Genomic DNA, 14,757 nt, shown 5'->3' on the forward strand with positions numbered 1-14,757 from the left:
TCAGTCCAGCGGACGCAGGTCCAGGCCATCGGCACCGGGCTTGAATCCGTCGCGGGTCAGGTGTTCTTCGGCCGCAAACAGCAGGTGGCGGGTGGCTTCCAGCCCATAGGCCTCCACGTACTGCTTCTCCACGCCATAACGCAGGATGAGCAGGCCACGCAACTCCACCCATTTGTGGGTCTGGCGGCGATCCTGGCCCGAAAAGGCCACGCGCTGGCGGCGGCGTTCCCCCACACCCTCAGGTGGGGCTGCATTGGCCCTCACGCCAGCCATGCCCAGCACGCGCTGAACGGCGTCGTCGGTTTCCAGCGACACGCCCAGGGCAATGGCCAAGCGGGCGATGCGGGCGTTGAGTTCTTCGAACGAGCCCCCCACACGCTTCATGTGCTCGTCAATGGCGGGCTGGTGGGGGTGAAGACTGTCGGGTTCGGTCATGTCGGGCTCCGTGGCCACAAAAATGCCTACTTTAGTTCAGCCCCATGCGCTCTGAATGACGCCCCCGTGTCAGAACGTCCATGTCGATTGATGCAGGTCAAGGGCTGAGGGTGGGCCGCAGGCCCATCACCTCGCCCAAGCGCACCGGACGCTCCGGCTGCCAGTCTGGCGGGAACTGCAACCCCGCCGCCTTGGGCCACAACAGCACCACGGTCGAGCCCAGCATGAAACGCCCCATTTCCGCCCCCTGGCGCAGCACCACCTCGCCCGGTGCGTAGTGCCAGTGCTTGACGTAGCCGTAGCGCGGCGGATTGACCGTGCCATGCCACACCGTGGCCATGCTGCCGACGATGGTGGCCCCCACCAGCACCAAGGCCATGGGACCCTGGGTGGTTTCAAACACCGTCACCACCCGTTCGTTGCGGGCAAACAGCCCCGGCACGTTGCGCGCCGTGGCGGGGTTGACCGAAAACAGCTCACCCGGCACGTAGGTCATGCGGGTCAACTCTCCGTCACACGGCATGTGGATGCGGTGGTAGTCGCGCGGACTGAGGTAGATGGTGGCAAATTGCCCGCCCTCGAAGTGGCGGGCCAACACCGGGTCGCCCCCCAGCAGCGCCGCGGTGCTGTAGTTGTGGCCTTTGGCCTGGAAGATCTGGTCGCCATCAATCGGCCCCGCCTGGCTGATGGCGCCGTCGACCGGACACACCCAGTCGGCCCGGGCCAACGGACGGGCCCCAGCCTTGAGGGGACGGCAAAAAAACTCGTTGAACGACCCGTAGGCCGACGCCTGAGGGTCTTGCGCCTCGGTCATGTCCACCCGGTAGCGGGCGATGAAGCGCTGAATGGCCCAAGTGGTCAGCCTCCCCCCCTGGGCACGGGCCAAAGCCCCGGCCAAGCGGGTCAGCGCCTGCTTGGGCAACAGGTATTGCGGGGCAACCGCCCAGAAATCAGACACGTTGTACTCCAGACACGCAGGCCCCCGTCCCCCTGGACCGGCCTGCGCGGCATTCTAGGCGGTGTCTGTCAAGGGTTTTGATGAATTCAACGCATGAGCTTGTCTTTGAGCTTGGTGATGCCCATCATGTCCATGACCGCCTTTTCGTAGAAGGGCTCGGACGTGCCCTTCTCCATCTTGTGCATGAAGTACTTCTCAAACGCCACCTTGGCCAGGTGAACCCACTTGCCCTCGCTGAACCAGCTCACGTTGCGTGGCGGAATTTGAGGCAGTGCCACAAAGGCCGCGCCGGTGTCGCCAAAGTCGGCCAGGCACACCGTGTTCCAGGTGGCATGGTGGGTGGGCTCCTTGCCGTCCAGCAGTTCGCGGATGTTGTGGGCGGTGGCGGTGACCATGGATTCGATCATGTAACCCGTCTTGGGCGTGCCGCAGGGGATGGGCGTGGCCTCCACCGGCGGGATGGCCACGCACACCCCCACGCTGAAGATGTTGCGGTACTTGGCGTTGCGCTGGTGCGCGTCGATGGTGATGAACCCCCGCGGGTTGGTCAGCCCCTCGATCCCAAACACCGCATCCACGCCCTTGAAGGCCGGCAGCATCATGCTGTGCTTGAACGGCAGCACATGCTCCTTGATGGGCTGACCCTGGTCGTTGTGCTCGGTCACAAACATCTGGCCGACCTCCACCTTGGTGGTCTTGGCGTTGCAGATCCACTTGATGTGGCGCTGGCGCAGGGCCGACTCCAACATGCCCTTGGAGTCGCCCACGCCCCCCAGGCCCAGGTGGCCGATGTACGGTTCGGGGGTGACGTAGGTCATGGGCACCTGGTCGCGGATTTTCCGTCGGCGCAGGTCGGTGTCCATGATCATGGCGAACTCGTAGGCCGGGCCGAAACACGACGCCCCCTGCACCGCCCCCACGACGATGGGGCCGGGCGCCTTCACGAACTGCTCCCAGGCCGCTTGTGTGGTTTCGGCGTGCGACACATGGCAGATGGACTGGGTGTGCCCGCCGTGCGGCCCCAGCCCTTCCACCTCGTCAAACGCCAGCTTGGGGCCGGTCGCGATCACCAGAAAGTCGTAGGCCACACGGGTGCCGTCGGCCAACTCCACCTCGTTGCTGTCGGGGTGCACCCGCTGGGCGCGCTGGATGATGGACTCGATGCCCTTGCGCTTGAGTGCGGGGGCAATGTCCACCTCGATGTCGCTGCGGTTGCGCCAGTCCACCGCCACCCAGGGGTTGGAAGGCACAAAGTGGAATTTGGGGGCCTCGCTGATCACCGTCACGGTGTCGCCCGGCCGGGCCAGGGCTTTCATTTCGTAAGCCATGGGCATGCCGCCAATGCCTGCCCCCAAAATCACGATGTGTGCCATGCTTGTCTCCGGTTGTGCCTGCAGAGAGAGTCATCTTGATCACTCCCCGGGGTATCTTGCGTGACATCCATCAAACGCACCCCCGGTACATACCCCAATCCGTATATTCGAATCCAATTCGCCCTTGCCCATGACCCCAGACGCCGCCATGTTCGTTGTCGAAGACCTGCACAAACGCTACGGCCCCAACGAGGTGGTGCGCGGTGTGTCCCTCCACATCCAGCCCGGCGAATGCCTGGGCGTCATCGGCCCCAACGGCGCGGGCAAGACCACCACCTTCCGCATGTGCCTGGGGCTGACCGTGCCCGACCAGGGCCGCGTGCGCTTCCAGTCCGCGTCCGGGGGGCCATGGTTGACCATGCCGCAGGACGCCCTGGCCATCAAGGCCCGGCTGGGGGTGGTCAGCCAGTTCGACACGCTGGACCCCGACTTTTCCTGCGCCGAAAACCTCATGGTGTATGGCCGCTACTTCGGGCTGGACCGGGCCACGTTGGCGCAGCGCATCCCCGCGCTGCTGGAGTTTGCGGCCCTGGCCCACAAGGCCGACGCCAAGCCGGGCGAACTGTCGGGTGGCATGAAGCGCCGCCTCAGCCTGGCACGTGCCCTGGTCAACAACCCCGACCTGCTGCTGTTGGACGAGCCCACCACCGGCCTGGACCCTCAGGCCCGCCACCTGATGTGGGAGCGTCTGCAACAACTGCTGCAACAGGGCAAGGCCATTTTGCTGACCACCCACTTCATGGACGAGGCCGAGCGCCTGTGCTCCCGCCTGGTGGTGCTGGACCATGGCCGCCCCATTGCCGAGGGCAAACCCCGCGACCTGATCGCCCAGCACCTGGAGCCCGATGTGGTGGAGGTGTATGGCGTGGGCGCCCTGGCCCTGCAACACGACCCCGCCCTGTGCGCCCTGGCCGCCCGGGTGGAGGTGAGCGGCGAGACCCTGTTCTTCTACACCGCGCAGGCCGCGCCGCTGCTGGCGGCCTTGCAAGCGCACCCGGGCTTGCGCACCCTGCACCGCCCCGCCAACCTGGAAGACCTGTTCCTGAAACTCACCGGGCGGCAGATCCGCGAAGACGGCTGAAGGCCCTCACAGCCAGCCGTTCTCGATGAAGGCCATCACGTCGTACACGCGGGGCTCCAAGGGCTGGTTTTGCACCGCCTGCACGATCTGGCTCACCCCGCTCACGTAGGGCGTGTCGCCCAGCACGCGCGTCTCCAGCCTCAACTGGCAAGCGCCGTCCGAAATGTCAATGCGGTGAAACGCGTGGCGTGCCAAATCCTGCGGGGCCAGCCCCAGGCGTTCGGTCTGCTCTGCCGGGTTGCGCACCGACACGATGTCGGCCACCGGCACGCCCAGCGACTGGGCCATGGCCACTGCCGTGCCGGGCACCGACGACTTGCTGGCCTGGTGCGATTCGGTCAGGCTGATGTTCGCCCCCCGGAACAAGGCCCCGGCCCGCTCCAGCATGCACATGAACTTGAGCATCAGGATGTTGGTGTTGGGGCACAACACCACGGAGAAGCGTGGCTCCGACCCTTCCAGCGCCGAACCCGTGGACAGCTCCACCAACGCGGAGCCGGTGCGTTCACAAAACGCGCTCAGCTCGGGCAGCATCCGCCCCGACCCGGCATGCACCACCACTGCACGGTGTGAGCCGCCCGCATCACCCGCCCAGGGCAACACCCGGGTGGGCGACGACGGCGGCCACGCGGTCAGCAACTCGGTGGCCAGCTTGCCCGAGCCTGCGATGTACACATCCATTCCAGCACCCCCTTCAGGCATTTTTCTGTCAGGCCTTGCGGGGTTTGACCTTGCTGGCCGCCAGCTTGGCGTGGGTGCGGGCGGTGTCGGTGTCGGCCGCGCGGGACAGGGCCACGCCCATGCGGCGCTTCACAAAACTCTCGGGTTTGCCGAACAGGCGCAGGTCGGTGTCGGGCACGCGCAGGGCCTCGTCCACCCCGTCGAACACAATGCCCGCCGCCTCCACACCGCCGTAAATGACGGCGCTGGCACCGGGGTTGCGCAGGCGGGTGTCCACCGGCAGGCCCAGGATGGCGCGGGCGTGCAGCTCGAACTCGCTCTGGTGCTGGGTGCACAGCGTCACCAGCCCGGTGTCGTGCGGACGGGGGCTGACCTCGCTGAACCACACCTGCTCGCCTTTGACGAACAGCTCCACCCCGAACAGGCCCTGCCCGCCCAGGTTGTCGGTCACGGCCTTGGCAATCTGGCGCGCCTTGTCCAGTGCCACGGGGTGCATGGACATGGGCTGCCAGCTCTCCACGTAGTCGCCGCTGACCTGCACATGGCCGATGGGGTCGCAGAAGTGGGTTTCCACCTCACCGCTGGCCCCACGGGCGCGCACGGTGAGCTGGGTGATTTCGTAGTCGAAGTCGATGAAGCCCTCGACGATCACCCGCCCGTGGCTGACGCGGCCACCGGCCATGGCGTAGTCCCAGGCCTTGGCCACGTCGGCTGGACCGTCGATCTTGCTTTGGCCCTTGCCGCTGCTGCTCATCACCGGCTTGACGATGCAGGGGTAGCCGATGGCGGATTGCCCGGGTTGGCCGCCGCTGCCGTCGATGGCAGCCTGTAGCTCGGCCAGCGAGTCGCAGAACACATAGGGACTGGTGGGCAGGCCCAGCGTCTCGGCGGCCAGGCGGCGGATGCCCTCGCGGTCCATGGTGAGGCGGGCGGCGCGGGCGGTGGGGATCACGGTCACCCCACCTGCGGCTTCCAGCTCTTCCAGCATGGGGGTGGCAATGGCCTCGATCTCGGGCACCACCAGGTGGGGGCGTTCGGCCTCGATCAGCGCCTTGAGCTGCGCCGGGTCGCTCATGGTGATGGTACGGCTGTGGTGCGCCACCTGTTGGCCGGGGGCGTGGTCGTAGCGGTCCACCGCGATGGTTTCCACCCCCAGGCGTTGCAAGGCGATCAACACCTCCTTGCCCAGCTCGCCGGAGCCGAGCAGCATCACTTTGGTGGCGTGGGGAGACAAGGGGGTGCCGAGCGTGGTCATGGGCAGGGGTTCCGGTGAAAAGTTGGACACAAGTGCGCAAATGGGCTGGGCCGCCACTGTAAAGCACAGGGTTGCGGCAGTTTGCGCACAATGCGGGCATGTCGAACACCCACCCCACATCCCTGCCCCACCCTGCTGCGCCGTCTGTCTGGCGTGCGCCCCAACTCTCCATGCGCTGGTGGCCGGTGTGGCTGCGCAACCTGCTGGTGTGGAAGAAGCTGGCCATTCCCAGCCTGGTGGGCAACATTGCCGAACCGCTGATGTGGCTGGTGGCCTTTGGCTACGGGCTGGGTGCCCTGGTGGGCCAGGTGCCGCTGGGCGGGCAACAGGTGCCCTACATCCTGTTCCTGGCCAGCGGCAGCATCTGCATGAGCGCCATGAACGCTGCCACCTTCGAGGCGCTGTACTCGGCCTTTTCGCGCATGCATGTGCAAAAGACCTGGGACGGCATCATGAACGCCCCCGTGCGGCTGGACGACGTGGTGCTGGCCGAAATGCTGTGGGCCGCGTTCAAGAGCGTGTTCACGGTGCTGGCCATCCTGGGGGTGATGCTGGTGCTGGGCATCAGCCACAGCCCCAAGCTGCTGGTGGCCCTGCCGGTGCTGGCGCTCACGGGCATCACCTTTTCCTGCATGGCGCTGGTGTTCAACGCGCTGGCCAAGGGCTACGACTTTTTCACCTTCTACTTCACGCTGGGGCTCACGCCCATGATGTTCCTGAGCGGCGTGTTTTTCCCCCTGGAACAACTGCCCCAGGCGGTGCGCTGGCTGTCCGAGGTGCTGCCGCTGTCGCACGCCGTGGCGCTGGTGCGCCCGCTGTTCCTGGACCAGTGGCCCAGCGCCCCGCTGGTGCACCTGGGCGTGCTGGCGGCGTATGCGGTGGTGGGGTTCTGGGTGGCGCTGGCGCTCACGCGCAAGCGGTTTGCCAAGTGAGCAAGCCCAAGCCGCTCGCATAAATTCAAGAAAAATAGCTGCTTGCGCTTTTAAATAAAGCGCAAGCAGCTACACAAAATATAGCATCACACCCGCGACAGATCCGCTGCCGAGTGCACCACGGTCGACCCATCAGGGGATGCGGGCCAGAACCACCGCCGATCGATTTGATGGTAGTTGTCCACACAGGCCAACACATGGGGGCCATCCAGCTCCTGCGGCGTGTGGCTGGAACAAATCCCCACGGCACGCATGCCCGCGCGGCGGGCCGCCTCGATGCCCAGCGGGGCGTCTTCAAACACCACACACTCGCGGGGGTCGACGTTCAGGCGGGCGGCTGCCGCCAAGAAGATGTCGGGCTCGGGTTTACCGGCCAGCCCCTCATCGCCACGCGCAATGGCCCCTGGGGCGGCCGACAAGGCCAAGCGCCTCAGCACAAAGTCGACGTTGACGGCGTCCCCCGCCGTCCCCACGGCCACCCGCATGCCGTTGGACAGCGCCTCTTCGTAAAAGCGAGTGAATCCTTCGACTTCCGTGAAGTTGTTGCTGAACGACTCTCGGTAGATGGCTTCTTTCTCGTGGACAAAGGCACGCGCCTGCGCTTCGGGCAAGTCAGGCGACGACAGCAACAGGCGCATGCACTCCACGCCGGTGCGCCCGGTGGTCATGCGCATCACCTCTTCCATGTTCAGTTGCAGACCGTGGCGACGCAAGAATTCGGCCCACGAAAGGGCGTGGTGGCCCATGGAGTCGACCATGGTGCCGTCCATGTCAAAAATGAAGGCCCGAATGGGACCTCCTGTGGGAGCAAAGGTGCTCATGTCAGGTCTCTCGACGGTGAGGTGTGGGGCAACGACAAGGGGGCGTTCAAGCGGAACGCGTCCATCATCTGGGACAAGGCATTGGATTGATCCTTGAGGCTGGTGGAGGCGGCGGCGCTCTCTTCCACCATGGCGGCATTCTGTTGAACCGTGTCGTCCATGACCGTCACCACGTTGGCCACGGTGTTGATGCCTTGGGCCTGGACGGCCATGGCTGCGGCCATTTCGTCCACCAGACGAGACACCGCCTGGGCCGACTGCACCAGTTGGCCGATGACGCCACCGGCCTCCGTGGCCAGGCCAGAGCCCTCGCGCACCTGTTCGACGCTTCGGTGGATGAGGCCCTTGATTTCCTTGGCCGATCCGGCGGCACGCCCCGCAAGGTTGCGCACCTCGCCCGCGACCACCGCAAAACCACGCCCTTGCGGGCCTGCGCGAGCGGCCTCCACCGCGGCGTTGAGGGCAAGCAAATTGGTCTGAAAGGCAATGCCATCGATCACGCCGACGATGTCGGCGATCTGCTTGGAGCTTTCGCTGATGACGTTCATGGTCTGGACCAGACGCAACACCACCTCACCGCTTTGAACGGCCGTCTGGGATGCCGACGACGCGAGCGCCCGCGCGTCGTGAGCCGCCTGCACAGTGGACTCCACGCCACGGGCCAAGTCGTTCAAACTGGCGCTGGCCGACTGCAGGTTTTGCGAGGCCAACTCTGTTCTGGCACTGAGGTCTTGGGTGGCGGTGGCCACTTCGGCGCTGGAGGCATCGATGCTGTGGGTGGCCACCGAAATCTGCCCCACCAGCGTGCGCAATTGCCCTTGCATGGCATCAATCGCTTGCAACAGGCGACCGATTTCGTCGGCACCACCCGCGGGCACGTCGTGGGTCAGGTCGCCATGGGCAATGGCTTCGGCCACGTGAACGGCTTGATCGACGGGGCGCACCACGCTGCGGGTGATGGACCAGGCAATGCCCAGGCCGATCCCCACCGACAACACCACCAGCACGACCAGCATCAGCGTCACCCTGCGCTGGCTGCGGTCCACGTCTTCCGTCAGCGCATCCGAATGCTTTTGCAGCTGGGCCACGAACGCGGCCACATGGGAACGCCATTGGGCCTCGGACGGCACCACCAGATCGTTGAGGGTGGCCGCCGCTGCGCTGTTGTCCCCCGCATTGCCTTGCTGGGCCGCAGTGGCAATGTGGGCACGGGTGGTCTGGCTCGCCTTCACCATGCGCTCCAGGATCGCCAGGGCCTCGGGATCGGCGTCTCCCGATGCCGCCAGGTCATCTTTCAGGCGCACTTGCAGCGCCACGGTGCTGGCGTCCAGGCGCTTGAGTTCGTTGCCCGCCTGGTCAATCAGGTCCAAGCTGGTCAACAACGCCATGTTGCGCACCTCGGTGGCCATGCGCCCCATGTTGCTCACCAGCTCGTTGGCCAACCCTGATCGGGTGGTGTTCAGTTGAATCACCCGCCGCAAGTCTGCGGTGGATTGTTTGAGGGCAAACACCCCCAAACCGGCCACCGCGCAGAGCAACAGGAGCACACACCCAAAGCCCAGCATCAGACGGCCAGACAACGTCACACCCGCAAGGCGTTTTTTCATGGCGGCACCCTCATTTCATCGTCTCGACACGGGCCTTCAAACAGGGGGCTGTCCGGTCAGACCGGCACCACCGAAATGCCCCGGTCCGGCAAGGTGAGCGTTGCGGACTCGCCCACCGTCCATTCATGTTCGATGTCGGGCGACACCACAAAGATGGGGCCCAAGCCGGTTTCCACGGTCAGTTCGTAATAGCTGCCCAGGTAGGCCTTTTTGGCCACCACACCGGCCAAGCCCTCGCCACCCGGCCCCCCCACGCGCCATGCCTCGGGTCGGATGGCGGCCTTGACGCGCCCCGGGGCCACCGGGTGCAGGGGCTTCAGGCGCAAGGGACCCACCAACACATGGCCATCGGGCAAGGCTTCTGCGTTGAACAGCATGGCCTCGCCCATGAAGCCCGCCACAAACTCGCTGCACGGACGGTCATACAGATCGGAGGGGGTGCCGGCCTGGGCAATGACGCCATGGTCCATGACGATGATCTGATCGCTGACGGCCAAGGCCTCGCTCTGGTCGTGCGTGACGTAGGCCACCGTCAACCCCAGGCGCTGCTGCAGGCCGCGAATCTCTTCACGCATGGAGCGACGCAACCGGGCATCGAGGTTGGACAAGGGCTCGTCAAACAGCAGCACCGATGGCTCCAACACCAAGGCACGCGCCACCGCCACCCGCTGTTGCTGCCCGCCCGACAGCTGGCTGGGCATCCGGTCGTTGTAGCCGCTCAGCCCCACGGCAGACATGGCCTTGGCGGCGCGTTCGAGCATGTCTTCCGGTTTGACCCCACTGACGCTGAGGCCGTAACACACGTTGTCCAGCACAGACATGTGCGGAAACAGGGCGTAACTCTGAAACACCATGCTCACATTGCGCTCGGCCGGGCCGAGCATGGTCACATCTGCACCATCGATGAGGATCTGGCCGGAACTGGGGCTTTCCAGCCCGGCAATCATGCGCAGGGTGGTTGTCTTGCCACATCCCGAAGGCCCCAGGATGGTGGTCAGCGTTCCTTTGGGAATGACAAAGCTGATGCCTTTGACGACCAATTCGGATCGGGCACCGCCGTATCGTTTGGTCACGTTGCGAAATTCGACGCCTGTGGAAGTCATGTGAAATCCTGTGCAAGGGTTGGTGAAAGCGACCGATCAGGCATGGGCACCCACGCTGCGTCGGCCAAGCTTGCGCTCGCCCACCAGACGCTGGATCGCCACGGTCACCGCCGACATGAGAACAATGAGTGCGGTGCAGTAGGCCAGGGCGACGCCGTAGTCCCCGTTGCCCACTCGACCGATGATGTAAGTGGTCGCCAAGTCGTACTCGGCCGTGACCAGGAAGATGACCGCGGACACCGTGGTCATGGAGCGCACAAAGCTGTACACCAGCGCCGTGACGAGTGCCGACTTGAGCAACGGCAAAATCACCCGACGCAATGTGGTCAGGCTGCTGGCGCGCAGCATCACCGAAGCCTCATCCAAGGAACGGTCCAGTTGCTTGAACGATGCGGTGCCCGCCCGCACCCCGACCGGCAGGTTCCTGAACACAAAACACAGGACGATGATGAGCCCGGTGCCCGTCAGCTCCACAGGCGGCACGTTGAAGGCCAGGATGTAGCTGACCCCCAGCACGGTCCCTGGAATGGCAAAGGTCAACAGTGCCGAGAACTCGAACGCCGCCTTGCCGCGGAACTCCGTTCGGGCCAGCAGCCAGGCGATCAACAGCCCCAGAGCGGCACAGATGGGTGCAGAAACGCCGGCCAGGTACACGGTGTTGAACAGGGAGTTCCAGGCCGAACCCACCCAAACCAGCCCGTTTGATCCCAACTGCACATCAAACGCCGAGCGGAAGTGGTCCAGCGTCAGGGTGTAGTCACGCCCCCACACGCGCACAAAGCCCCCGGCAAAGGCAAAGCAATACACCACGGCGGTGAACGCCAGCCACGGCCATGCGGTCCACTGGCAAATCCGTTTGATGCCTGCGGGCAAGGCCATGGGCACCCCGGCGTCACCCTTGCCAGACACGGTGGTAAAGCTGGTGGACCCCAGCACCTTGCGCTGAACAAAAAACACCGTCAAGGCAAACACCGTCAGCACCAGCGCCAAGGCCGCGGCCATGCCCTGGTCCAGCGACGCACCCACAATGGCAAAGAAGATTTCGGTGGACAGCACCGAATACCCGCCCCCCAAGATGATGGGGTTGCCAAAGTCGGCCATGCTTTCAATGAAACCCACCAAAAACGCGTTGGCCAAGCCAGGTTTGAGCAGGGGCAGCGTGACCGACATGAAGGTGCGCATGCGAGAGGCGTGCAAGGTTTGCGCCGCTTCTTCCAGCGACGGACTGACCCCCTGGACCACGCCGCGCATGATCATGAAGGCGATGGGTGTGAAGGCGAACAGCTGCGCCAGCCACACACCCAACACGCCATAGAACCAGCGCGTTGGCGGCACGTCAAAGGCCCATTCGAGCAACTGGTTGGCCACGCCGGAACGGCCAAACAACAGAATCAGGCCCAAACCCACCACAAAGGGCGGGGTGATGATGGGCAACATGGCCAGCACGTTGAGGGGTTTGGCCACGCGTTGGCTGCCACGCTCGGCCAGCAACGCCATCATGGTTCCCAACAAGGTGGTTCCCGCCGCCGTCAGCAGGGCCAGGTACAGCGTGTTCCACGCCACCCCACAAGAACCGCGGCCTGACAGACACCCCACACCCCAGATCCGCTCGGTCAGCACGCGGTCCACCAACGCCTGGACCGAGAACACCCCCGCGTCGTCGTCAAAGCCGGAGACCAGGGACCTCAACACGGGCCACACGACGAACAAGCCCAGGAGTGCCAGACACCCCACCACCGACGATGAAACGAACACGTCGCGCCGGAAAAAACCCAACCGCGCCAAGCCCGCACCCAGCAGCATGAACAAACAGAGCAGGACGACAAATCCGCCCCAGCCCACCCCAAACTGACCGACCGGCAAAGCCCCGAACAAGCGGTTCAGTCCGTCGTGTGTCCAGCCCGCGACGCCAATCAGGTAGCCGCTGCCAACCAAACCCAGCAGGCCGACCAGCGCCCCTGCCACCAGCACCCACCCTTGCCGACGACCTGCCGGCAGCATGGCACCCATGCCGGCAATGACCAGACCCACCAGCCCAGTCCACAGCCAGGAACGTCCGTAAACGGCCGCCTGCATCAGGCCATTGGCCACGGTCTCAGAGGCGAACAGCTGTGGCCATGCCGACATCAGGCTGCCACGCTGAAGGAAAAACCAAGGCAGCGCCACGTAGGCCACCAGCCCCAACAACACCCATGCATGAATGGAACGCTGGGTGCGCTCAGTGAATTTTGTTTGCATCAAATCAGCCCCTACAGGGTGAGCCGGGGCGTCCCGCGCCGTGCAGACGCGGGACGCCCAGAAGGAAAACCAGTCGACCGGAGGGTCACTTGGGCTGGTTGAACACCTTGCGTTCCCAGTTCAGGATCAGTTGCTTGCGCACTGCGGCTTGGCCGAACTTGGCGTAGTCGTAGTCAATGAGCTTGATCTTTTTCACGTCAGGCATGCGCGGATCGGTGGCCGTTCCCTTGTTGGACGGCAAATGGAATTGTTTGGCCGCCACTCCAAATTGCTGCGCAGAAGGCGTCAAAGCCCACTCGTAAAAAGCCTTGGCGCTTTCAAGATTCCGGGCTCCCTTGACGATCGACATGGAGCCAATTTCCGCCCCGGTGCCGTCGGTGGGCGTCACCGAATCCACGGGGAAGCCTTGGGCCTTTTCCCCAGGCACGTCCTGCATGAAACTGATGGACACGGTCGCTTCGCCGCGGGCCACCGCTTTCAACGGCCCCGTGCCCGAGCGGGGGTAGGTGCTGACGTTTTTGTGCAGACCTGCCAAGTATTCGAAGGCCTTGTCTTCGCCCATCAGCTGCACCAGGGTGGCGATCATGGTGTAGGCCGTGCCACTGGCTCGGGGGTCCGCCACCTGAATTTCGCCCTTGTATTCAGGCTTCAACAGATCGGCCCAGGTCTTGGGCACCGGCAATTTCTTCTTGGCCAGCAACTCGGTGTTGTATGCAAATCCCAAGGGGCCCAGGGTCACGCCCACGGTACGGAACTTCGATTGCTCCGCCTGCTTCTGCGCCCAGGGCTGCAATTCGGAAAGACGGTTGGACTTGTACTCCAGGCTCAAACCCAGTTCTGCGGCCACCATGTGGGGGTCACCGGTGCCCCCAAACCAGATGTCGGTCTTGGGGTTGGCCCGTTCAGCCGTGATCTGGGCCAAGGCCTCGCCAGTGCCTTTGTTGGTCATGTTGACCTTGATCCCACTGGTCTTGGAGAACGTGGTCTGAATCAGGTTGCACCAGTCGCCTTGCATGGAGCAAATGACGTTCAACTCCTTGTCCTGCGCCTGGGCGCTCACCGCCAGCATCACTGCTGCCACCGACACGATTGCTTTCTTCATGTTCATGTTTGCCTCGTTGAATGAAAAAGTTAAGAAAAGCCGTTCAGCACGCTGATCCGGCTGGGTCACTGGGCAGTGCAGGCTTGCTGAAGCCGACACCCGCGGTGCGAAAAGCCAGGCTGACCGGTGAGCCTGGCTGAAGGGGTGCGTTGGGCCCCCAAACGGTGACCGGCACACGCCCCCAGTCGACCGCAATCTGGTACTCGGTGATCCGCCCTTGGTAGGCCCGGCTGATCACCCGCCCCGGAATGCCACGCCCCCCCGCAGGCTGGATTTGCCAAGCCTCCGGCCTGACGGTCAGTCGCACCCAGTCACCCGGAGCCTGGTTTGCAGCGGCAAGATGACCGACGCGGTGTCCGTGGACCTCCAGAACCCCGCGTTCGACCACGCGGGCCTGAAGTGATGTGATGTCTGACATCAACACAGCCACGTCTTCACTTGCGGGATGGAGATAAATTTCCTCAGGGACATCGGCTTGCAACACACATCCCCCACGCATCACCACCAAATGGTCACTGACCGCCATGGCCTCGGCTTGGTCATGCGTGACATACACAACGGTGAGGCCCAAGCGCTGCTGCAACGTCCGGATGTTTTCGCGCATTTGCCGCCGAAGGCGTGAATCCAGGTTGGACAGCGGCTCGTCCAGCAACAACAGCCGAGGACGGTGTGCCAACGCCCTGGCCAGCGCAACCCTTTGCTGCTGCCCACCCGACAGGGCCTGCGGGGACCGATCTTCCATGCCCTCCAGGCCAACACTCTCCAACACCTCCCGAGCACGGGCTTGTGCGGTTTGGGAAGACTCGCCGCGCATTCGCGGCCCGTAAGCCACGTTCTCCAACACATTGAGGTGCGGGAAAAGGGCATACGACTGCACCACCAACCCCACATGCCGCTGGGCCGGCCCCAGATCGGACACACGCTCACCATCGATGAAGATGTGACCTTCATCCGGCACGTCCAGGCCTGCGATCAGGCGCAGCAGGGTGGACTTTCCGCAACCCGATGGGCCCAGCACCGATGTGAGGCTGCCGGCGGGGATCGTCAACGAGACATTGTTCAAAGCCGTGGCGCCGTCCGCATGCCGTCGTGTGACACCCTCCAGATGGATGGAAACACCGCCCAACGTTGGCGGGCATGCCCCACGCGCCTGACCCCAAGCCCCGTCGAA

General features: G+C 64.4%; 13 protein-coding genes. 2 read left to right on the plus strand and 11 right to left on the minus strand.

Annotation, left to right across the window (positions count from 1 at the left end; translation table 11 throughout):
* From ACYVB7_RS06755 to ACYVB7_RS06765, 3 genes are all read right to left on the minus strand, one after another.
* A complete protein-coding gene (locus ACYVB7_RS06755; RefSeq protein ID WP_460505936.1) occupies positions 1-435 on the minus strand; it encodes a hypothetical protein in 435 nt (144 codons plus the stop codon).
* Between the two features lie 97 nt (positions 436-532).
* Positions 533-1,393 (minus strand): phosphatidylserine decarboxylase, encoded by an 861-nt coding sequence (asd, locus tag ACYVB7_RS06760; RefSeq protein ID WP_460505937.1) that lies wholly within the window; start codon positions 1,391-1,393, stop codon positions 533-535.
* 86 nt (positions 1,394-1,479) lie between these two features.
* Positions 1,480-2,766, minus strand: a complete 1,287-nt coding sequence (locus ACYVB7_RS06765) for an NAD(P)/FAD-dependent oxidoreductase (protein WP_460505938.1) — start codon at positions 2,764-2,766, stop codon at positions 1,480-1,482.
* 130 nt (positions 2,767-2,896) lie between these two features.
* On the opposite strand from ACYVB7_RS06765, the gene ACYVB7_RS06770 reads away from it, so the two are divergent.
* Positions 2,897-3,847: an ATP-binding cassette domain-containing protein gene (locus ACYVB7_RS06770; protein ID WP_460505939.1), complete on the plus strand. Its 951-nt coding sequence runs from the start codon at positions 2,897-2,899 to the stop codon at positions 3,845-3,847.
* A 6-nt stretch (positions 3,848-3,853) separates the two neighbouring features.
* Here ACYVB7_RS06770 and ACYVB7_RS06775 read toward each other — a convergent pair whose 3' ends face one another.
* Complete coding sequence (locus tag ACYVB7_RS06775; RefSeq protein WP_460505940.1) at positions 3,854-4,528, minus strand: dihydrodipicolinate reductase; 675 nt, start codon at positions 4,526-4,528, stop codon at positions 3,854-3,856.
* Positions 4,529-4,556: 28 nt separating this feature from the next.
* Entirely contained in the window at positions 4,557-5,783 is a 1,227-nt protein-coding gene (gene purT / locus ACYVB7_RS06780; protein WP_460505941.1) for a formate-dependent phosphoribosylglycinamide formyltransferase, read from the minus strand.
* A 98-nt stretch (positions 5,784-5,881) separates the two neighbouring features.
* Between purT and ACYVB7_RS06785 the strand changes: the two genes are divergently transcribed.
* Positions 5,882-6,715 (plus strand): ABC transporter permease, encoded by an 834-nt coding sequence (locus tag ACYVB7_RS06785; RefSeq protein ID WP_460505942.1) that lies wholly within the window; start codon positions 5,882-5,884, stop codon positions 6,713-6,715.
* An 86-nt stretch (positions 6,716-6,801) separates the two neighbouring features.
* On the opposite strand, the gene ACYVB7_RS06790 is transcribed toward ACYVB7_RS06785, so the two are convergent.
* The 6 genes from ACYVB7_RS06790 to ACYVB7_RS06815 all read right to left on the minus strand — a co-directional run bounded on the left by ACYVB7_RS06790 (position 6,802) and on the right by ACYVB7_RS06815 (position 14,712).
* Entirely contained in the window at positions 6,802-7,536 is a 735-nt protein-coding gene (locus tag ACYVB7_RS06790) for an HAD family hydrolase (RefSeq protein WP_460505943.1), read from the minus strand.
* Positions 7,533-9,143, minus strand: coding sequence for a methyl-accepting chemotaxis protein (locus tag ACYVB7_RS06795; RefSeq protein ID WP_460505944.1), 1,611 nt, complete (start codon positions 9,141-9,143; stop codon positions 7,533-7,535). The genes ACYVB7_RS06790 and ACYVB7_RS06795 overlap by 4 nt, the downstream gene beginning before the upstream one ends.
* 56 nt (positions 9,144-9,199) lie before the next feature.
* Positions 9,200-10,246, minus strand: a complete 1,047-nt coding sequence (locus ACYVB7_RS06800; RefSeq protein WP_460505945.1) for an ABC transporter ATP-binding protein — start codon at positions 10,244-10,246, stop codon at positions 9,200-9,202.
* Positions 10,247-10,282: 36 nt separating this feature from the next.
* Positions 10,283-12,484 carry an ABC transporter permease gene (locus tag ACYVB7_RS06805; protein WP_460505946.1) on the minus strand — a complete coding sequence of 734 codons (2,202 nt, stop codon included), beginning with the start codon at positions 12,482-12,484 and terminating at the stop codon, positions 10,283-10,285.
* Between the two features lie 85 nt (positions 12,485-12,569).
* Positions 12,570-13,586, minus strand: a complete 1,017-nt coding sequence (locus ACYVB7_RS06810) for an ABC transporter substrate-binding protein (RefSeq protein WP_460505947.1) — start codon at positions 13,584-13,586, stop codon at positions 12,570-12,572.
* Positions 13,587-13,629: 43 nt separating this feature from the next.
* On the minus strand, positions 13,630-14,712 hold the full coding sequence (locus tag ACYVB7_RS06815; protein ID WP_460506265.1) for an ABC transporter ATP-binding protein: 1,083 nt from the start codon (positions 14,710-14,712) through the stop codon (positions 13,630-13,632).
* Positions 14,713-14,757 lie beyond the last annotated feature (45 nt).

It is taken from the genome of Hydrogenophaga soli (assembly GCF_054777695.1).

Coding starts and splice junctions, on each gene's coding strand:
- ACYVB7_RS06790 (WP_460505943.1), bottom strand. CDS start 7,536: ATGAGCACCTTTGCTCCCACAGGAGGTCCCATTCGGGCCTTCATTTTT.
- ACYVB7_RS06805 (WP_460505946.1), bottom strand. CDS start 12,484: ATGCAAACAAAATTCACTGAGCGCACCCAGCGTTCCATTCATGCATGG.
- ACYVB7_RS06765 (WP_460505938.1), bottom strand. CDS start 2,766: ATGGCACACATCGTGATTTTGGGGGCAGGCATTGGCGGCATGCCCATG.
- ACYVB7_RS06795 (WP_460505944.1), bottom strand. CDS start 9,143: ATGAAAAAACGCCTTGCGGGTGTGACGTTGTCTGGCCGTCTGATGCTG.
- purT (WP_460505941.1), bottom strand. CDS start 5,783: ATGACCACGCTCGGCACCCCCTTGTCTCCCCACGCCACCAAAGTGATG.
- ACYVB7_RS06755 (WP_460505936.1), bottom strand. CDS start 435: ATGACCGAACCCGACAGTCTTCACCCCCACCAGCCCGCCATTGACGAG.
- ACYVB7_RS06800 (WP_460505945.1), bottom strand. CDS start 10,246: ATGACTTCCACAGGCGTCGAATTTCGCAACGTGACCAAACGATACGGC.
- ACYVB7_RS06785 (WP_460505942.1), top strand. CDS start 5,882: ATGTCGAACACCCACCCCACATCCCTGCCCCACCCTGCTGCGCCGTCT.
- ACYVB7_RS06770 (WP_460505939.1), top strand. CDS start 2,897: ATGACCCCAGACGCCGCCATGTTCGTTGTCGAAGACCTGCACAAACGC.
- ACYVB7_RS06775 (WP_460505940.1), bottom strand. CDS start 4,528: ATGGATGTGTACATCGCAGGCTCGGGCAAGCTGGCCACCGAGTTGCTG.
- ACYVB7_RS06810 (WP_460505947.1), bottom strand. CDS start 13,586: ATGAAGAAAGCAATCGTGTCGGTGGCAGCAGTGATGCTGGCGGTGAGC.